Origin of the sequence: Aequorivita marina (assembly GCF_031631895.2) — a bacterium.
Classification (GTDB): Bacteria; Bacteroidota; Bacteroidia; order Flavobacteriales; family Flavobacteriaceae; genus Aequorivita; species Aequorivita marina.
The window spans coordinates 58663-77973 of record NZ_JAVMBW020000006.1 but is presented as its reverse complement, the minus strand read 5'-3'; the positions used below and the strand labels follow the sequence as shown (position 1 = coordinate 77973).

At 38.8% G+C, this 19311-nt stretch carries 14 protein-coding genes and 1 tRNA gene; 11 read left to right on the top strand and 4 right to left on the bottom strand.

Annotated elements, in window-relative coordinates; all coding sequences use genetic code 11:
* Positions 1 to 89: 89 nt before the first annotated feature.
* Complete coding sequence (locus QPK98_RS09280) at positions 90 to 3032, bottom strand: GH92 family glycosyl hydrolase (RefSeq protein ID WP_310992970.1); 2943 nt, start codon at positions 3030 to 3032, stop codon at positions 90 to 92.
* Positions 3033 to 3133: 101 nt separating this feature from the next.
* Between QPK98_RS09280 and QPK98_RS09275 the strand changes: the two genes are divergently transcribed.
* The 4 genes from QPK98_RS09275 (at position 3134) to QPK98_RS09260 (ending at position 5635) form a co-directional block, all read left to right on the top strand.
* Entirely contained in the window at positions 3134 to 4384 is a 1251-nt protein-coding gene (locus tag QPK98_RS09275; RefSeq protein ID WP_310992968.1) for a metallophosphoesterase, read from the top strand.
* Between the two features lie 193 nt (positions 4385 to 4577).
* Positions 4578 to 5042: a PIN domain-containing protein gene (locus QPK98_RS09270; RefSeq protein ID WP_310992967.1), complete on the top strand. Its 465-nt coding sequence runs from the start codon at positions 4578 to 4580 to the stop codon at positions 5040 to 5042.
* Positions 5032 to 5190, top strand: coding sequence for a hypothetical protein (locus tag QPK98_RS09265; protein ID WP_310992966.1), 159 nt, complete (start codon positions 5032 to 5034; stop codon positions 5188 to 5190). Before QPK98_RS09270 ends, QPK98_RS09265 begins: the two co-directional genes overlap by 11 nt.
* Positions 5191 to 5338: 148 nt before the next feature.
* Positions 5339 to 5635 carry a thioredoxin family protein gene (locus tag QPK98_RS09260; RefSeq protein WP_310992965.1) on the top strand — a complete coding sequence of 99 codons (297 nt, stop codon included), beginning with the start codon at positions 5339 to 5341 and terminating at the stop codon, positions 5633 to 5635.
* Position 5636: 1 nt separating this feature from the next.
* Here QPK98_RS09260 and QPK98_RS09255 read toward each other — a convergent pair whose 3' ends face one another.
* Together QPK98_RS09255 and QPK98_RS09250 are read right to left on the bottom strand one after the other, a co-directional pair.
* On the bottom strand, positions 5637 to 6302 hold the full coding sequence (locus tag QPK98_RS09255; protein WP_310992963.1) for a polysaccharide deacetylase family protein: 666 nt from the start codon (positions 6300 to 6302) through the stop codon (positions 5637 to 5639).
* 5 nt (positions 6303 to 6307) lie between these two features.
* Positions 6308 to 9631 carry a protein O-mannosyl-transferase family gene (locus tag QPK98_RS09250; RefSeq protein ID WP_310992962.1) on the bottom strand — a complete coding sequence of 1108 codons (3324 nt, stop codon included), beginning with the start codon at positions 9629 to 9631 and terminating at the stop codon, positions 6308 to 6310.
* A gap of 465 nt (positions 9632 to 10096) precedes the next feature.
* Here QPK98_RS09250 and QPK98_RS09245 point away from each other — a divergent pair.
* Positions 10097 to 10169: transfer RNA gene (locus QPK98_RS09245), tRNA-Gln, on the top strand.
* 381 nt (positions 10170 to 10550) lie between these two features.
* Here the strand turns inward: QPK98_RS09245 and QPK98_RS09240 are convergent.
* The gene (locus QPK98_RS09240; protein WP_310992961.1) at positions 10551 to 11837 is read right to left on the bottom strand and encodes an NAD(P)/FAD-dependent oxidoreductase; all 1287 of its coding nucleotides are present in this window, start codon (positions 11835 to 11837) and stop codon (positions 10551 to 10553) included.
* A gap of 265 nt (positions 11838 to 12102) precedes the next feature.
* Between QPK98_RS09240 and flxA the strand changes: the two genes are divergently transcribed.
* The 6 genes from flxA (at position 12103) to QPK98_RS09210 (ending at position 19309) form a co-directional block, all read left to right on the top strand.
* On the top strand, positions 12103 to 13629 hold the full coding sequence (flxA, locus tag QPK98_RS09235; protein ID WP_310992959.1) for a flexirubin biosynthesis tyrosine ammonia-lyase FlxA: 1527 nt from the start codon (positions 12103 to 12105) through the stop codon (positions 13627 to 13629).
* A gap of 61 nt (positions 13630 to 13690) precedes the next feature.
* On the top strand, positions 13691 to 14824 hold the full coding sequence (locus QPK98_RS09230; RefSeq protein ID WP_310992958.1) for a WG repeat-containing protein: 1134 nt from the start codon (positions 13691 to 13693) through the stop codon (positions 14822 to 14824).
* A 171-nt stretch (positions 14825 to 14995) separates the two neighbouring features.
* Entirely contained in the window at positions 14996 to 15727 is a 732-nt protein-coding gene (flxB, locus tag QPK98_RS09225; RefSeq protein WP_310993008.1) for a flexirubin biosynthesis SDR family reductase FlxB, read from the top strand.
* A gap of 86 nt (positions 15728 to 15813) precedes the next feature.
* Positions 15814 to 17712: an OmpA family protein gene (locus QPK98_RS09220; protein WP_310992956.1), complete on the top strand. Its 1899-nt coding sequence runs from the start codon at positions 15814 to 15816 to the stop codon at positions 17710 to 17712.
* Between the two features lie 131 nt (positions 17713 to 17843).
* Positions 17844 to 19064 (top strand): beta-ketoacyl-[acyl-carrier-protein] synthase family protein, encoded by a 1221-nt coding sequence (locus QPK98_RS09215; RefSeq protein WP_310992954.1) that lies wholly within the window; start codon positions 17844 to 17846, stop codon positions 19062 to 19064.
* Positions 19065 to 19066: 2 nt separating this feature from the next.
* Positions 19067 to 19309 (top strand): phosphopantetheine-binding protein, encoded by a 243-nt coding sequence (locus QPK98_RS09210; RefSeq protein ID WP_310993007.1) that lies wholly within the window; start codon positions 19067 to 19069, stop codon positions 19307 to 19309.
* The last annotated feature ends 2 nt before the right edge of the window (positions 19310 to 19311 follow it).

Below are 19311 nucleotides of genomic sequence, written 5' to 3'. Positions count from 1 at the left end.
TTTGGTTTTAAGTTTCTTGTTTCAGGTTTAGTCGTGGCTCTCTTCCGTCTTGCTTCTTGTTTCAAAACCCTTTGGGGTTTAGTCTTGACTCAATTAACCTCAATCTCATCCACAAAAATCCAAGCTTTTCCGCCATATCCTAGATGTCCTTTTGGTAAATCGCCGAGGTTTTTTGCTTTTATTTTTATGAATTGAATGTTCTTGCCTATATCAAATTTAATCGTTTTGATTTCTACTTTTTCCGATGGTTTTTCAGATTCTATTTTTTTAACGGATAGTTCTGTAAAGTTTTTTCCATTTTCTGAAACATAGCAGGTAACTTCAGTTGGATAAAAAATCCAGCTGCGTTGATCCTGTAGGAATCCAACAGAAACTGATTTCACCTCTTTTCTTGAACCTAAATTTACAGTAGCATCTAAATCTATATCGTGATAGCCCTGCCAAGTGCCCGTTCTAAAATCATTAGCGCCATGGATGCCGTCTATCAACGCGTTCTTGCCGCCGCCATTGTATTGGTTTGCATATTCGGTTTTGAGTTTTAGGCTGAGGTTTGGGTCTATCTTATAGAAATGCGTGGTTAATATTTCGCTTTTGCGAGCTCCTTCTTTGGCATAAGTTCTTAAAACACTTTCTTTAGAAATAGTAAAAGGAGCTGCATATTTTTGATATTCTGAATTATCTAGCGAATAATAAATTTCACTTTTTGATTCAGAAACTCCTAAGGAAACTTCAGTCTTGTTTTTAAAAGCGATATCGCCTTCTGCAATAAAAGGTGCGGGAACAATTAGATTTTCTGTTATTTCGGTTTTTGGAATGTCAGCATCTTTTGTAGCCCATGTTGACGGTTTATCGGTCATGTTAAAAACCAGTTTTCCGCCGTTGATAACTTCAGAATGATAAATAAAACTTCGGTTTAATGACTTTCTGTTCAAAGTTGCCGAAGCGATATACTTATTTTTATCGGAAATATCGTTTGCGATAACCTCAAAGGTTTTTCCATCGGCAAGATTGATTTTTGCACTTTCAAACAGCGGCGTCCCGATTATGTATTCATTGCTTGCGGGGGTTACAGGATAAAATCCTAAGGCGCTAAAAATATACCAAGCGCTCATCTGCCCGCAATCTTCATTGCCGGATATTCCGTCTGGACTGTTTTGATATTGTGCAGTTAAAATTTCATGAACGCGTGCTTGTGTTTTAGCTGGTTTATTGACGAAATTATAGAGATATGCCATATGATGGCTGGGTTCATTGCCATGCGCGTATTGCCCAATTAAACCAGTAATATCTACTTGATGACGGCCAGAGGTTGCTACTTCGGCGGTAAAAAGTTTATCCAGTTGAGTTTCAAACGCACTTTTGCCGCCCATCAAATTTATCAAACCAGTTAAATCTTGCGGTGCGTAAAAGCTGTATTGCCACGAGTTTGCTTCGGTATAGTTAAAGTTGACCTCATACGGATCAAAAGGTGCAAACCATGTGTTCCGGAAACGACCGCGCATAAATTTTGTTTCGGGATCGTACACGTTTTTATAGTATTGCGCTCTTTCAGTATAGGTTTTGTAATCTTCTGTTTTCCCCATGGCTTTGGCCATTTCGGCAATTGTCCAATCGTCATAGGCGTATTCCAACGTTTTTGAAACGGATTCACTTTCTTCTTCCACGGGAATAAACCCAAATTCCTTATAACTTTTTAACCCTAATTGGTCCTGGGTTGCAGCGTGTTTCATTGCTGTAAAGGCTCGTTCGGCATCAAAACCGCGAATACCTTTTAAATAGGCGTCAGCAATTACGGGCACGGCGTGATAACCAATCATGCAACCCGTGTAATTTCCTGCCAAAGGCCAAATGGGCAGGATTCCGCCTTCGTCGTGTTTTGCCAAAAGCGAGTTTATAAAATCGGTGGTTCGTTCTTGCTCAATGATAGTATATAATGGATGTGTGGCGCGGTAGGTATCCCAAAGTGAAAAAACGGTGTAGTTTGTAAAATCCGTTGCTTGGTGAATTTTTAAATCCATTCCCCGATAACGTCCATCAACATCTTGATAAAGGTTCGGCGCGATCATAGTGTGGTAAAGAGCCGTGTAAAAAATCGTTTTTCTGTCAATGCTTTCTTGGTTGTTGAGCCCTCCGGCTTCGTTCAGGGTAAGCTCAGTCGAAACATTGATTTTATTCAGTTGATTTTCCCAAGCTGCTTGGGCTTCCTGTTTTATCTGTTGAAAAGATTTCTCCCCAATTTCAGCTTCCAAATTGTTTTTAGCTCCAGTTTCATCTACGGCCGAAATTGCAATTTTTATATCGAGTTCATTGCTTTCTGAAGCATCAAATTCAAAGGCTGCAATTACTTTTTCGCCATCGGTTCTATCGTTTAAGTAGGTAACTTTTTTATAAGGTCGGGAAAACTGAATATTATAAAACAAGCGTTGATCCAGTGCCCAAGCTTCAGAATGTCGATGCCCTGAAATTTCGGTTTTTGAAATAGTTTTTACTTCCGAACTCAGTACTTTATCGCGATGTTCTAGATCTAAGATTACAATTTGTTTGGAATCCTTTGGAAAGGTGTAATGATGAATTCCGCTTCGTTCTGAAACTGTCAGTGCTACATCAATATTGGTGTCGTCCAAATGAACTTCATAATATCCAGGCGAGGCTTTTTCGTTTTCATGCGAAAACTGTGATCCATAGCCTTTTTTTCCATCTGCGCCATTGTTAAAAATAATGGCATTCGTAGGCATCAGCAACACATCGGCATAGTCGCTCACGCCGGTGCCGCTAAGGTGAGTGTGGGAGAATCCGTAGATGTAATCGTCGCTGTAATGATAACCGCTACAGCCGTCCCAACCATCTAGGCGAGTATCGGGGCTCAATTGCATCATTCCAAACGGCATTGTAGCACCGGGATATGTATGGCCGTGACCACCCGTGCCGATAAAGGGATTTACGAAATCGGTAAGAGTTTCCAGCTTAGCGTCTGCTTGCGAAAAACAGATAGAAGCCAATAAAATAACAAGAAGGGATAAGGGCTTGTACATTGTAAAAAGTTGAATGCACAAGATACTAAAACCGTTAAAATAAAGTGAAGTTGAGTTTTAGTATTTTAAAACGGCCTACCTTTAAAAATTTTTCTTACTCTATGCGCTGGTTCATATTTATAGTCCTTTATATTTTAGTTGATATTTACGCCTTTCAAGCGGTAAAAACACTTACCAAAAACCCTTGGGTTTACGGTGTGTATGTTTTTCTGTCGGTTGCTATTTTAGGGGTTTTGGTGTACGAGATTACCACCTTGGGCAAGGGCAAGGTCTTAGACATAAATACCATGTATGCTTTTGGGCTTTTTCTCACCTTTTTTGTACCCAAGCTCTTGCTTATAATTTTTATGTTTAGTGAAGATATTGGTAGATTTTTCGTGGGCACTTTTATGAAAGTTGCTGGAAGTAGCGATGTTCCGTTTATGGCTTCGCGCCGAAAGTTTGTTAGCACCATTGCCTTGGGAATTGCTGCCATACCTTTTGCTTCTCTGCTCTACGGAATGGTTAAGGGCAGATATAATTACAGAGTTTTGAAATATTCCTTGGAATTTGACGATCTGCCAGACGAGTTTGACGGCTATACCATTACGCAATTAAGCGATATCCACAGCGGTAGTTTCGACAATCGTGAAAAAGTGGAATACGCTATAAATTTGGTAAATGAACAGAAAAGTGATGTAATTGTCTTTACTGGCGATTTGGTAAATAATGTAGCCGAGGAGTTAGATGATTGGAAACAACTTTTTTCAACTCTGAAAGCATCTGATGGTGTTTTTTCAATTTTAGGAAATCACGATTATGGCGATTATGTAAAGTGGGATACTAAAGAAAGCCAAGCCTTAAACCTTCAAAAGCTAAAAGACACTCAAAAAGAAATGGGTTGGGATCTTTTGTTGAATGAAAATAGATATTTACATAAAAATGATGCGAAAATTGCGCTGGTTGGTGTTGAAAACTGGGGAGAAAACGGATTTAAAAAGGCGGGAGATTTAGATAAGGCCATGGAAGGAGTTTCTGAAAGTGATTTTAAAGTTTTATTGAGCCATGATCCTTCACATTGGCAATCGGTGGTTAGGGAAGATCCGCGTAACTTCCATTTAACCTTAAGTGGCCATACCCACGGCATGCAGTTTGGTATTGAAATTCCGGGTATTTTAAAATGGAGCCCTATTAAATACAGATATAAATATTGGGCGGGGATTTATAAAGAATTTGGAAGGTATATTAACGTAAACCGCGGCTTTGGATACTTGGGCTATCCCGGACGCGTGGGGATGTGGCCAGAAATTACAGTTATTAAACTTAAAAAGAAAAGCCTCATTACTCCCAAGGGGGAAACCAATGCAGTGTAGCGAAATTCACTAAAGATATGTGGTTTAATAAATGCCATTTCATTTTAGTGAAAAATTAAAAAATCCCGCTCTTTGCCGCATTGAAAACACATAGGGCACTTATTTTATTATATTTGTGCATACAATTGTTGGTACAAGGCAGGAAAAATCGTGCTAAAATTGACCATCTCGCTGAATTTTGTAAATTTATAGAATGAAAAAACAGCGGATTTATTTAGACACGTCAGTTTATGGTGGATATTTTGATGACGAATTTCAAGAGTTTACTAAACCCCTATTTGAACGGATAAATAAAAGTGAATTCACAATTATATTTTCAACTATGCTTGAGGGAGAATTGGAATTAGCACCCGAAAAAGTTCGAAAATTAGTTCGTGAAATAGAAAATGAGGATACGGAATTTGTTGAAGAAACAAATGATGCTGTTGAGCTGGCTACTGAATATATATCGGAGAATGTAGTTGGCAAGATCAGTTATCCAGATTGTCTTCATATTGCATTAGCGACAATCAATCAAGTGGATTTACTCATTAGCTGGAATTATAAACACATTGTTAATATTCAGAGAATTAGAGGTTACAATTCGATAAATATTAAAAACGGATATAAACCATTGGAGATACGTTCCCCAAGAGACTTAATGGATTATGGAAGCTAAAGCAGAAAAAAAATTCGATGCCGTTAAAATGGCTCGCGAAATTAAGGGCAAATTGGATGCTAAATTATCCAAAATGACCAAAGAAGAAATTGTTGCATACTTTAGAGAGCAACGGAGGAAACCAAACCGAGTAAAGCCCAGTGCCTAATATTGTATAGGTAGATAAGCTATGGCTTGGTCTCTCCTCACTTGAAAAATCATGAGGATGTTACAAAGTCAGTTTTTATTTGATAAGATTGGTGCTAAATCATGCACAGCTCATGTACATAACCGTTCAACTTACAAACAAAAGACGTATGTCAAAATTTGGAGAATTAATTGAAACCCGTACCCCAGTCCTTTTAGATTTTTATGCCGAATGGGACGAGGCCTGCAAAGCCATGAACCCAGTGCTACGCGATGTAGCTGCGGCACTTGGCGAGGATGCGCGGGTTATAAAAATAGATGTTGATAAAAATAAAGAACTCGCAGATGCCTTGCGCGTGAAGGATTTGCCAACATTGATGATTTACAAAAATGGCGAAATGAAATGGCGCCAAAGCGGAGAACAAGATGCCGATACACTTGTTGGGTTGGTTAAGGAATATGTGTGATTCAATTGTGAATTGAGGCACATTTCCAGCCTTTTTCCGATATATGCTCTAAAACCTTGGGCAATACATAGCTAAGGTTTTTTTCTGCCTTTACACTATCGTGAAAAACAACAACACTTCCTGGTTTGATGTTTTTTATAACGTTTTCAAGACATTTTTCTGCTGAAATAGTTGTGTCAAAATCATAGCTCACAATGTCCCACATCACGATTTTATAGCCTTTCTTCTGAAGCATTTTTGCTTGTTCCGAAGTGATTCTTCCATAAGGTGGTCGGAATAATAATTTTGAACTGCTTCTTTCAGCATCCAACTTCCAGCTCTTATCAATTTCTAACTGTTTTTTAGCTTTTTCGGTGTTCTCAATATAAACCGATAGTTCTGTTTTCCAGCCGTTTAAATGATTAAAAGTGTGGTTGCCTACCGAATGTCCCTCGGCAATTACGCGTTTATAGACTTCAGGGTGCTTTTGGATGTTGTTGCCTATACAGAAAAATGTGGCCTTGGCATTGTGCTTTTTTAGTTCTTCCAAAACCCATGGGGTTACATTAGGGATGGGTCCGTCGTCAAAAGTGAGATATACGGTATTGTCTTTACGTGAAAATGCCCAGATCCGTTCAGGGTATAACCGCTGAATAAACCGGGGCATCTTTACTAATTTTAGCTTCAATCGTACTAGTTTAAAGGCGTTTCTAGTTCAGATTCCTTGGTGGGTTTCTGCTCCATTTGTTTTAAAAGACTAGAATCTACAGGGATTTCAAATCCTGAATCTTTTTGGATGTCATTGTCTAAATCCATTGCTTCGTCTGGGGAATAGAAATGGCGGAACAACTTTAAGTAATCATTAAACTCATTCGCTTCACTACGTCCAAATTCTTCGCTATCATAAATAGCCGCTACTTGCACCAAGCTACGATACCGCTCCATATTGGTTATAATTTCATCGGCAATAAGTCGTTGCCTGTTAAATTTCAATCCACTGTAATACAGTAGTTTTTCCTGATATTTTGCGGTTACATCATCATATACCTTTCGTGCTTTTTCAGTTTTATCCAATTCGTAATAACCAATAACAAAGGGCTCTAAAAGTGAGTAATACTCGTAGTATTTTATCGGCATTTTTTCCATTGCCAGATCCAGTATTTTTTCGGCCTTTTCATTTTTTCCTTCATTAATCAAGGCTTCGGCAAGACGCGCCAAGTTGCTTCGGTATGTTATTCCGTTACGACGGGTTTCGGTGTCGTGATATATATCTGGACTTCCGCTATTTCCCCAATCCCAACTCATAACAATATCATACATTTTATCGGCCTTTATTCGTCCCATATCAAATGGGCTTCTTTTGTCTATTGGCGTTTTTATTGGCACGAGTTTATAAACCACACCATCTAGTTGAAGATAGTCCTTCATCCATAGATAATCATCATCGCCAAAACTACCGCCGCTAAAGTAAATAGGGCGTTCCCAATCATTATTGGCAATAATATCTAGCATCATCATGCGGTTTTTATAAATAATATCGCCAGAAAGGGTAATATCTATGTAAGGCACAATTTTATCGGCATCTTTTTCAGTTACAATACCATTGCGAAGTACAGCTTCCTTATCTACCGGAATGCGAATTACTTTTGAAGGAAATGTATTGATAACTTGCCCATTTTGAAGTTCCATTTGCGTTGCCGGGCTGTCATTGGCAACAAAATTCATCCAGGTTTTTATATCGATAGTGTCCCTTTTGGTTTGCTGATAAATGAGGAAATCACGCGTTCCACCTCGGTATTTTTCATGGGTTAATTGCGAAGGAATTGGATCGCTGGTAAAGGCTTTCTTCTTCATATCGTCAATATACCAGTCGGTTTGGAATAAGCTGGTGTTTACAATTCTAACATCTTGACGATAGCCTTCCACATTTTGTGCATACCAGAGTGCGAAGGTGTCATTGTCTCCAATAGTAAAGAGAATTGCGTTTTCTTCGCAGGAATCCAAATACATTTTACCCATAGATTGGGCGGTGTATCTACCGCTACGGTCGTGGTCGTCCCAGTTTTGGGAAGCCAGTAAAATGGGTCCGGCTAAAATGGTTGCAACCATAACGATGGGCAATGCAATTTTTGGTTTTAAGTAATTCTTTGCCAGATCAAAAAGCGCATAGACGCCAAAACCAATCCATATAGCAAAAACATAGAAGCTTCCCACTAGGGCATAATCCCTTTCCCGCGGTTCAAAGGGGCGTTCGTTAAGGTATATTTTTAAGGCGAGTCCCGTAAAAAGGTAGAGTACCAATAACACCCAAAAGCTCTTTTGGTCGTTTTTAAAGTGAAAGACCAAGCCTATAATTCCTAAGATAAGCGGAAGGAAAAAGTAGGTGTTCCGGGCTTTATTGTTTTTTACATCACTGGGCAGGTTTTCTTGAGTGCCTAGCCTAAGTTCGTCTATAAAATTAATACCGCTAAGCCAATTGCCGTGCAGGTCGGTGTATTTTCCTTGCACATCGTCCTGTCTTCCCGTGAAATTCCACATAAAATATCGCCAGTACATATATCCAAATTGGTATTCGAACATAAACTGCATGTTTTGAAGAAACGATGGCCGTTTAATATCTAGATATTGGCCAAAATTCTTTAAAAACTTGTCGTAGTCCTGCGTATCAACCATGCCTTGGTTGTAGGCTTGCTTAAACTTATTGACTTCTGTTACTAATCTAGGCTCGTTGAGGTATTCACTTTTGACCGAAAAATCGAGTCCGCCTGTGAATTCCATATAATTGGCATTGTGCTCTGTACTCCACATTCTAGGCAGAATACCTTTTTGGGCATCATCGGTGTTCTGTCCTGCGTTTTTATAGTTGTTTACAATTATATACTTACCACTTGCGGTGTCTTTTTCGTAGTTCGGTTTTTCGTCTATATATGGGTTTTTTTCATCCAGACCTACGTAGGCTTCGGTAAAATTAGGACCGTAGAAAAGGTGTGTTGCCGGATACTGCTCGCGGTTGTAATAAGCCAAAAGCTCCCGTGCGTTGTTGGGGTTGTTTTCGTTGATTACCGTTCCCGCATTCGCGCGAATAGGAAGCATCAGCCAACTTGAGAAACCAATAAAAATAAAGAGTATGCACAGTACCAAGGTGTTAAGGTGTACAAAGCCTTTAGAACGACTATAACGCAATAGATAGTAAAATAAACCGATAAAAACGAGACCGGCAATAATGGTTCCGCTGTTAAATGGCATTCCTACGGTGTTGACAAAAAATACTTCCGCCGCACTAAAGAATTTCATTGTCATGGGCAGCAAGAAGATAAAAATAAAGAGGAGGATTGCTACACTAACGATATTTGCAACAACAAAGTTTTTTACCGTTACGGTTTTATAATGCTTAAAAAAGTATAGAAAACCAATGGCAGGAATAGTTAGCAGCGCCATAAAATGCACCCCAAAGGAGAGGCCAATAATAAAAGCGATTAGGATTACCCAACGGTTGCCACGGGGTTTAAGCATGTCGCGTTCCCAGCGCAAGGCAGTATAAAATAGAATAGCCATTAGGCAGGCTGCCATGGCATATACTTCGGCCTCTACGGCGTTAAACCAAAAGCTATCGGTATAGGTAAATGCTAAAGATCCAATTGCAGAGCTGGCAAGGATTGCCATTGCGTTGGTTTTATTGATTTCTTGATGTTTAGAAATAAGGTTGGTCAATAAAATACTGAGCGACCAGAACATAAAAAGGATGGTAAAGGCACTGGCAAAAACGGACATTAGGTTTATGGTTAGTGCGATATAGGTGGCATCTGGTGCAAATATGGAGAAAAACGCACCCAGTAATTGGTACAATGGAGCTCCGGGAGGGTGTCCAACCTCTAGATTACTTGAGGTGGTAATATATTCGCCGGCATCCCAAAAACTAGCGGTAGGTTCTACCGTGAGCCAATAAGTGGTAAGGGCGATTGCGAAGACAAGCCAGCCCGTGATGTTATTCCATTTTTTAAAGTTGAAAGAACCCATAATTACATTTAAATTTTAATGGCACGAATTTACTAATAATAAATATAGCCTCACATACGTAAATAGGGTAACGTTCAATATGCTATGATATTTTTTTCTAATGTAAATTATGATGCAGTAAAAGAACCTGTGTTTTCATCACGATTGCTTGGTTAAAGTGCCAATATAGCTTCAATTGCTAGAAAAAAAACGAAAAGACTAACCGGTAACTAGTCGAAAAGTATTTGTTTTTCAGAAATAAGACTTCTCTGTAAACGCTTTGTTTGAAGATTTCAATTACTCATAGCGATAACTATGAGAGCGCTTTAAGAGCTTGCGATAAAAGAAATTGCGCTAATAAATCTGGCGTCAACAAATTTTTTTTGAAAAAAATTTGCGCAAGCCAAAATATGTATTAAATTTGCCACTCCTAAGCGAGAAATTGTTTCTCTTCTTGGGTAGGCGAAAGCCTTAATTTATTGGAATTGGCCCATGGTGTAACTGGCAACACGTCTGTTTTTGGTACAGAAGAGTCTAGGTTCGAGCCCTAGTGGGCCAACGTAAATGATAACTCAATTTCCCTTTGGAGGTTGAGTTTTCTTTTTTGCATTAAGGCGATGGGGCGAGAAGCCTGTCCCGATTGGAACGCTAGTGAAACATCGGGAAGCCCTAGTGGGCCAACAAATAAAAAGTCCTGATCATTAATGGTTAGGATTTTTTATTTTCTGCTATTTTTTGAATAATCAAAACTTAGTTGGCCCACGTGAATGTGGGTGGTAAAAGCACAAAAGCTGGAAGCTTTTGTGCTTTTACCGTTTCCCTCCTCCACTCCTGATTTTTATTTAGGTTGGGACTTTTTTAGGATCAAACCCAATTGTTGTGTTTATACAAAATTTGCCGATTCCTTTAATTTACAAGCGCATAGCACGATAAAGTATGCCTATTTACCCACTTTCTCACTCTCCATATCAATAACCTTCGCCACCGTTTTTACCAAACGATCGTGATTTTTTACAAACGGATTAGTTTCATCCCAAACATAACCTGCGAGTACGGCACAAATTTGTTCTTTAATTACAGGGTTTTCAGGACGGTGGAAAAATATTTTCTGAAGATTGCCAGTGTACCACTCTTTAACATAGGTTCTAAAAACGTCAACGCCTTTCATAATATAACCGGTATAATCGGCCTCCCAATCAACTTTTTCGCCTTGTAGTTCTTTGGTTATTAATTTTGCAGCTTTTAATCCAGATTCCGTGGCAAAAGTAACGCCAGATGAAAATACAGGATCCAAAAACTCGGCGCTGTTCCCGGTGAGAGCGTAGCCTTTTCCGTAAAGTTGTTTTACAGCTTTTGAATAATTTTTAATCATGTATGGGTCAAAAAGAAACTCCAATTCTTTCAGTCTATCGTAATAATAATCTGAAATTTTTAGCATTTCCTTCATCTTTTCGGTATTTGTGCCTTTAAACGATTCTATAAATTCCGTGGGGCCTACAAACCCAATACTGGTATTGCCGTTTGAAAAAGGGATAACCCAAAGCCAAACATCATCTCGTACTACATCAAAAGTAATAATGGTTCCTTCGGTGCCTTTGGGGCGATTGGGTTCGTTAACATGCGTAAAAATCGCAGAATTTGCATCTAGGGAAGATGGCATATCCAAGTCTAAAAGTCTTGGTAAAACCCTACCAAAGCCGCTACTGTCAATTATGAATTTAGCTTTTATTTTATATACTTCGCCATTTTCATCTTTTACTGTTGTAATAGAATCGCCAACACCTTGAGGAGAGTGATCGCCATCTCCGAGGGGAGCTGAGGAGACAAACTCCACATTGGTCACTTCATGGCCAAAGGAAAGATCTACACCTTTTTTAACTATTTCCTTGGCGAGCGTATGGTCAAAATCTGCACGTGGAACCTGCCAGGTATAATCCCAGCCGGGCGTATATTTTTTACCAAAATCAAAATTACAGACAATACCATTCTTTAAGAAGCGCGCGCCAGACTTCACTTCAAAATCTTGTTCCATTAAGCAGTCTAGAAGCCCTGTTTCTTCAAAATGATCCATACAGCGGGGTAAAAGGCTTTCGCCAATTACAAAGCGGGGGAAGGTGTTTTTTTCAACAACTTTGCAGTTAATTCCGTTGTTTTGTAGGTAAGAGGCTGCCACGCAACCAGAGGGTCCCGCACCAATAATTAACACATCAACAGTAATAGTATCCATACAGCTTAAAAAGAAATTTAGTTAGTCTATACTTTTTTGATTCCTGCATAATTTAATCATTTTGTCTTTAAATCGGGGTGTTTTTTGTGTTGTATAGTACAATTATGTGTCTGTACAAGTTGAATAATTGGAGCAAAATGACAATTTTTTGGCAAATGGGAAAGGTTTAATCCATTTCGCCGTTAAAAAAACTATAAATTTGCAATCTAAAGTAATGCATTATTTTTGCTACTCACATTTAATCAACCTATTGATTCTATACTAAATGCCAATATTAAAAGGAAAACTGGAAATTGCCGATTTTGAGAAAACAATTTTCAAGAATGAAACCGTCCAACTTCACAAAGATATATTAGAAAGCACACAAAACAGCTTTGACTTTCTTAAAAAATTCGCTGAGAATAAAACTATTTACGGTGTAAATACTGGTTTTGGCCCCATGGCGCAGTATAAAATAAAGGACGAAGAGCGCATTCAGTTGCAATACAATTTGGTTAGAAGCCACGCTTCAGGCACCGGCAATCCAATTGAGCCAGAATACGTTCGTGCTGCAATGTTAGCCCGCCTCAACACTTTGAGTCTCGGTAATAGTGGGGTGCATCCTTCGGTGATAAACCTTATGACCCAGTTGCTAAACAAAGATATAATCCCACTTATTTACGAACACGGTGGAGTAGGTGCAAGTGGCGATTTGGTTCAGCTTGCCCATTTGGCTTTGGTATTGATTGGCGAGGGAGAGGTTTTTTATAAAGGAGAGCGGAAAGACACTGCTTCGGTTTTTAAAATTGAAAACCTAGAGCCCATTAAGGTTGAACTTCGCGAAGGCTTGGCTTTAATGAATGGCACATCGGTAATGACGGGAATTGGCGTAATAAATGTGCTGTATTCAAAAAACATTCTACAATGGATGATTAAGGCTTCCTCAGCTATAAACGAAATTGTAAAAGCCTATGACGATCATCTTTCACTTGAGCTTAACGAAACCAAAAGGCATAAGGGGCAACGCGAAATTGCTAAAAAGATGCGTGCTCATTTAACTGATAGCAAATTGACCCGTAAGCGTGAGCATCACTTGTACAACGGGTCAAAAAATGTAGAGGTTTTTTCAGAAAAAGTACAGGAATATTACTCCCTGCGTTGTGTGCCGCAAATTTTGGGCCCCGTGTTAGACACCCTTAATTCGGTAGAAAACATATTGATTGAGGAAGTTAATTCGGCAAATGACAACCCTATTATAGACGTTGAAAAACAAAATGTATATCACGGCGGAAACTTCCACGGCGACTATGTTTCTTTAGAAATGGATAAACTAAAAATAGTTGTTGCAAAAATGACCATGCTTTCGGAGCGCCAATTAAATTACCTGCTCAATTCAAAATTGAACGACATCTTACCGCCATTTGTAAACTTGGGGAAGCTCGGGTTAAATTTTGGAATGCAAGGCGTACAGTTTACCGCCACTTCAACCACCGCTGAAAGCCAGATGCTCAGCAACCCAATGTACATTCACAGTATTCCAAACAACAATGACAATCAAGATATTGTTAGTATGGGTACTAACGCGGCGCTCATTACTAAAAAAGTGATTGAAAATGCTTTTGAAGTGGTTGCGATTGAACTTATTACTATTGTTCAGGCCATCGAATATCTAAAGGTTCAGGATGAGGTTTCTTCCGAGACCAAAAAACTGTACGATGAAATCCGTAACCTAGTGCCACCATTCACGGAAGATGTAGCAATGTACCCGTACGTAAATAAGGTGAAAGATTTCTTAATAAATTCCTCTAAATAAGCGCATTGTATTTCAGTAAAATTGTTTATTTTAACGTCAACTAACTAAAATATATTTTATTATGAAAACAATTCTCACTTTGGTGTGCACTTTCTTTATTGGAATAGCTGCTAGCAATGCACAGGAACTTGCTTTGGTACGTGATGACGGCGATTTCGGTTATATTGATAAATCTGGAGATTTTGCCATTCAACCACAATTTGATAAGGCCGATAGTTTTTCGGGCAAGTATGCTGCTGCAATGAAAGACAAAAAATGGGGTTTTATCGATGCCTCGGGAGCATGGGTTATTCAACCTGAATACGATCGTGTAAAAGCCTTTAACTCTGGATATGCCTTGGTTTCAAAAGATAAGGACTGGTGGTATATTAATTCGAAAAATGAAAAGCTGGAAACTCCGGCTACCGATAAATACTACGATTTTGATAACGGTGCTGCCATTATCAGAAATGGCGATATGGTGGGCCTGATAGACACCAACGGAAATACTATTTTAGAACCAAAATATACCGAAATTAAAGGTTTTAACAACGGATATGCCAAGTTTAAGACAGATGAAGCTTGGGGTTTGCTCAACAATAAAGGCGAAGTGTTTATACCTGCCGAGTATGATGAAATTGGTGATTATAGCAAAAACGGACTATGGGCGCGTAAAGGTGATACGTTTGGCGTTTTTATTGAAAAAAGCTTTACCCCGATTAATGGCGTTGAAAAAATATGGAACTTCACGGATGATGCACCCTTAACATATGCAAGAAGTAATGGAAAAATGGGCTTTATAAACGGTATAGGCGAATGGGTAATAAAGCCAGCCTATGATAAAGCACGTGCTTTTAACGCAGGTCTTGCACCTGTAACTGAAGGCAAAGATTGGGGGTATATTAATGAAAAGGGCGAAAAAGTAATAGACTTTAAGTATAGAGATGCCGAAGTGTTTTCAGACAGTGGTTTAGCTCCAGTAAAGGAGCGAAAACGCTGGGGGTTTATTGATAAAACCGGAAAATTGGTAATTCCTATGGAATATGATATTTCAGTGGGTATGTTTGGCTTTTTGCAAAAGAACACTAAAAAGGGTTTTCACAATGGCCTAGCTCGGGTAAAGAAAAAACGAGATTGGGGCTTTATAGATGAAAACGGAAATGTAGTGGGTAAATGGTTCAAAAATGCTGAGAATTTTGTAGATACCTCTAAGTAAAAAAGTGGAGCCCCGATAATTATTGGGATTAAGAAAGTCAATAAAAAAAATGGTTTAGAAAGTTCCTCTCGTTTTTTCAAGAGGAGAACTTGTACCGAATTTTTTTCGGTATGCTGAAGGCGGAGGGGTTTCTTCGTGTGAAAAAATTATATGAAAAAGAAAAAGGAAAAAATGAAATACGCCTTAGTAACAGGAGGTTCGCGCGGTATTGGTCGTGCAGTATGTATTCAACTAGCGAAAGATTTAGATTATAGCCTACTAATAAATTACAGCAGTAATAAGGAGGCCGCCCTGCAAACCCTTAAAGAAGTTGAAGAGCTTGGCGGTAAAGGCGAAATTATGCAATTTGACGTAACAAACGCCGAAGCCGTGAATAAGGCATTTGACTTATGGCATGAAGCTAATAAAGACGCTATTATTGAAGTAGTTATAAACAACGCCGGAGTTACCAGAGATGGTTTGTTTATGTGGATGAATCCTGAAGACTGGAACAAGGTGGTCAACACCAGTTTAAACGGTTTTTACAATGTTACCCACTCCTTAATTCAGAAGTTGTTGGTCAATAAATACGGTAGAGTCATCAATATGGTATCGGTTTCGGGCCTAAAAGGAACGCCAGGACAGGTGAATTATTCTGCAGCAAAAGCGGCTGTAATTGGTGCAACAAAGGCTTTGGCGCAAGAAGTTGCCAAGCGGAACATTACCGTTAACGCAGTGGCACCTGGTTTTATAAACAGTGATATGACTGCAGAATTAGATCAAAAAGAGCTTAAAAAAATGATTCCGGCAAATCGCTTTGGTGAAGCTGAAGAAGTAGCCCATTTGGTAAGTTTTTTGGCGTCAGAAAAATCTTCGTATATTACAGGAGAGGTCATTAGTATTAATGGGGGTATTTATTCTTAGGGAAATGCTGAAGGCTAAATTAGGCTTTTACTTTCATGTTTTCTAAGAGAATTTCTTCTTACATAAATCAAAGAAAGAAAAGCTATATGAAAATTTCTACTTTATTCCCAATAGCAGTTGCAATAGTATTGTTTCAGGCAAGGGCAATTGGACAAATAAAACCAATCATACACATTTCGGGTAATAGTGATAAACAAGCAAAAGAAATAGCTGATTTTGAGCTAGATTTTGACAATATAGTCTATGTTCCTGATAGGGATGGAAATGAAAGCTCTGCTTTTAAATTTGACGGTAACAGTTGTATTAAAGTACACCGTGATATTAACCCAAAGAATATGCCTGAGCTAACCATTAGCTATTGGGCAAAACCTGATTTTGATAATAAAAGAATGACCGTTTTCTCACATGACAATGGTGGTTTTGATAGAACTATGGCTGTTGATGCAAGAGGCGGCAATGCCTGGAAGTGGACTGCATATTGTGGTAGTCCAATTGCCGGAGCAAAGGTTGACACGAATAAATGGTCCTTTGTAACTGTGGCTTTCAATCAAAAAGAAAATGAAATATTAATTGCTGTAGATGGAAAGTTCTACAGGAAAGAAGCAAAATCGTCCAAAGGTTTAAGTTTTTTCCACATAGGAAACAATCCGTCTTTTGGCGATCCATATTTTGGGTTGTTGGATGATATCAAAATCTACGATGTTGCATTGACCGAAGAGCAAATTTTGAAAGAATTCACTTCAAAAGGTGGGGAAATAGAAGTTTCTGATCAATATTATTACGCTGAGGACGATCAAAAGGCAGATATCGTTGTAAGGGTAGGAGATATAGACAACCTTGGTTTTGGTTGGGAAGAAGGCTTTGATCCATTTTGTGGTATGAATACTAAGAAACATTCCTACCCCTGGCAAACGGATCCAAACGACTACCCAGGTACAGATCGTATTATGGTGGTTAGCAGTTATAAAACTGGTAGAAGCGATGGTTATGCTTCAAGAACCAAAAAGATTGATAATTCACCAATTCCTATTGAAATCAAGTATGATAAACCCAGTATAGATGTTGAGAAGGTCGTTATTCAAATGATGTTGGATGATTTTCAAGCTCCGGTTTGGGGAACGTCATTCCAATTTCATGTCAATGGGAAACGGCTGACGTATGTAGAAGATGTAATTAATCAGTTGAAGCAAACTGGTCCTACGGGAAAATTAGTGCAAGTTGGTTTGTTGCCTGAAGATAATAAGCTCTTTGAGTCTGGCAGTGTATCTATAGAAATAGACGACCCTATTACAGGTGCCGGAGACGGGTTTGCAATAGATTTTATTCAGTTGCTTCTCAACCCCAAAGGGGAATATAATTGTACGGGAAATATTTCGGGAACCGTGAAGGACGAAGCTGGTAATTGGTTAAAAGATGTAATCGTCTCTGCAAATGGTTTAAAAGAAGGCTTGACGAAAAACGACGGAAGTTTTGAATTAATTGCTGTTCCTATTGGTATGATTACCGTATCGGCCAACAAGAGCGGATATACCACGGCAAATGCCAGTTTTGAATTAGAGCGCGATAAAAATGAAACTGTCCATTTGGTGCTGAAGAAAAAGGAGTCGGAATCTTCAGATTATTTAAATCAGGAATTAAAAGAAAAGGGTTTTGTTAATCTCTATGGAATTCATTTTGATTCTGGAAAAGATAGCCCTAAGAGCGAATCGGAAAATACTTTAAATTCTTTAGCCGATTTCTTGAAGAAAAACCCTGATAATAAAATTGAAATAATCGGGCATACAGACAGTGATGGAGATGAAGCCATGAATCAGGACCTTTCTTTGAGAAGAGCAAAATCGGTAATAAGCTGGTTAAAGGAGCATGCCATTGCGGTTTCGAAAATTAAAGCGACAGGATTGGGTGAGGCAAGTCCCATAGCAAATAACGATTCCCCATCTGGAAAAGCGTTAAACAGGAGGGTGGAAATAAGACTTCTTGAATAAGTTTTTATACATATAGTTGTATTCTTATATTTATTAAAAGAAACTTTGTGCGCATCAATTTAAATAACATACTTTAACAAAATGTGGAAAAATGAATTGATTGTCTAAGGAGTTAAACTTGAATCTAAAAAATGAGAAGAGTAGTAATAACTGGAATGGGTATTTATTCCTGTATAGGTAAGAACCTTAAGGAAGTAAAGGACTCATTATATAACGGAACCTCTGGTATTATTTGCGACGGAAAACGAAAAGATTTCGGGTATCGTTCGTGTCTTACCGGATGGGTAGAGGAGCCTAATCTAAAAAAGGAGCTTTCGCGTAGGGAGCGGATTAGTTTGGGTGAAGAGGGCGCTTATGCTTATGTTGCTACTGTTGAAGCTTTAAAGCAAGCAAAAATAGATCAGCAATTTCTCGATGATAATGAAGTGGGAATTCTCTACGGAAATGATAGTACGGCAAAATCGGTAATAGAGTCTGTAGATAAAATTCGCGAGAAAAAAGATACAACACTCGTGGGTTCAGGAGCTATTTTTAAGGCGATGAACTCTTCGGTTACCATGAATCTTTCAACTATATTTAAGTTAAAAGGAATCAATTTTACAATTAGTGCCGCATGCGCCAGTGGCTCACATTCTATTGGAATGGCGTACTTTCTTATTAAAAACGGTCTTCAGGATTGTATAGTTTCTGGGGGAGCCCAAGAAATAAATGAACTCGCAATGGGCAGTTTTGATGGTCTTGGAGTTTTTTCAACAGCAATGGACCCGGAAAAGTCGAGCCGGCCATTTGATAAAGATCGCGACGGATTGGTGCCAAGTGGCGGGGCTGCCACTTTAGTTATTGAAAGTTATGAAAGTGCCGTAAAACGCGGCGCACCAATTTTAGGTGAAATTATAGGATATGGGTTTTCTTCTAATGGAGAGCATATTTCAACACCCAATGTTGATGGTCCTGCCCGGGCAATGAAAAAGGCGCTGGATCAAGCAAATATAGCTGCCGCTGATATTGATTACGTCAACGCCCATGCTACCTCTACACCGGTGGGTGATGCCAATGAAGCCCTTGCAATTACTGAGGTTTTTGGTGAAAATGGCCCGTGTGTAAGTTCTACAAAATCTATGACCGGCCACGAATGTTGGATGGCAGGAGCTAGTGAAGTTGTCTATTCTATGTTAATGATGGAAAACTCTTTTATAGCTCCAAATATAAACCTGGAGACCCCAGATGATGCGGCTTTAAAATTAAACCTTGTTAACAAAACGTTAAACAAAAAAATTGATGTATTTTTGTCCAATTCTTTCGGTTTTGGGGGAACCAACTCCGCATTGATAATTAAAAAATGTACACATTAAAAATGAATAAAGAAGTTATAGAAGAAAAGATAAACTACTTTTTGGTGGATGAGTTTGAGGTGGAATCTGATGACATAGAACCAAAAGCCAATTTAAAGGAAACTTTAGAGTTGGACAGTTTGGATTTTGTGGATTTGGTTGTTGCCATTGAGGCTAACTTTGGTGTGAAATTGACCGGTGAGGATTTCCTTAATGTGATTACGCTTCAGGATTTTTACGACCTGATTGAAACAAAAATCAGCTGAAA

Coding starts and splice junctions, on each gene's coding strand:
- QPK98_RS09215 (WP_310992954.1), top strand. CDS start 17,844: ATGAGAAGAGTAGTAATAACTGGAATGGGTATTTATTCCTGTATAGGT.
- flxA (WP_310992959.1), top strand. CDS start 12,103: ATGCCAATATTAAAAGGAAAACTGGAAATTGCCGATTTTGAGAAAACA.
- QPK98_RS09230 (WP_310992958.1), top strand. CDS start 13,691: ATGAAAACAATTCTCACTTTGGTGTGCACTTTCTTTATTGGAATAGCT.
- QPK98_RS09280 (WP_310992970.1), bottom strand. CDS start 3,032: ATGTACAAGCCCTTATCCCTTCTTGTTATTTTATTGGCTTCTATCTGT.
- QPK98_RS09240 (WP_310992961.1), bottom strand. CDS start 11,837: ATGGATACTATTACTGTTGATGTGTTAATTATTGGTGCGGGACCCTCT.
- flxB (WP_310993008.1), top strand. CDS start 14,996: ATGAAATACGCCTTAGTAACAGGAGGTTCGCGCGGTATTGGTCGTGCA.
- QPK98_RS09265 (WP_310992966.1), top strand. CDS start 5,032: ATGGAAGCTAAAGCAGAAAAAAAATTCGATGCCGTTAAAATGGCTCGC.
- QPK98_RS09250 (WP_310992962.1), bottom strand. CDS start 9,631: ATGGGTTCTTTCAACTTTAAAAAATGGAATAACATCACGGGCTGGCTT.
- QPK98_RS09275 (WP_310992968.1), top strand. CDS start 3,134: ATGCGCTGGTTCATATTTATAGTCCTTTATATTTTAGTTGATATTTAC.
- QPK98_RS09270 (WP_310992967.1), top strand. CDS start 4,578: ATGAAAAAACAGCGGATTTATTTAGACACGTCAGTTTATGGTGGATAT.
- QPK98_RS09260 (WP_310992965.1), top strand. CDS start 5,339: ATGTCAAAATTTGGAGAATTAATTGAAACCCGTACCCCAGTCCTTTTA.
- QPK98_RS09220 (WP_310992956.1), top strand. CDS start 15,814: ATGAAAATTTCTACTTTATTCCCAATAGCAGTTGCAATAGTATTGTTT.
- QPK98_RS09210 (WP_310993007.1), top strand. CDS start 19,067: ATGAATAAAGAAGTTATAGAAGAAAAGATAAACTACTTTTTGGTGGAT.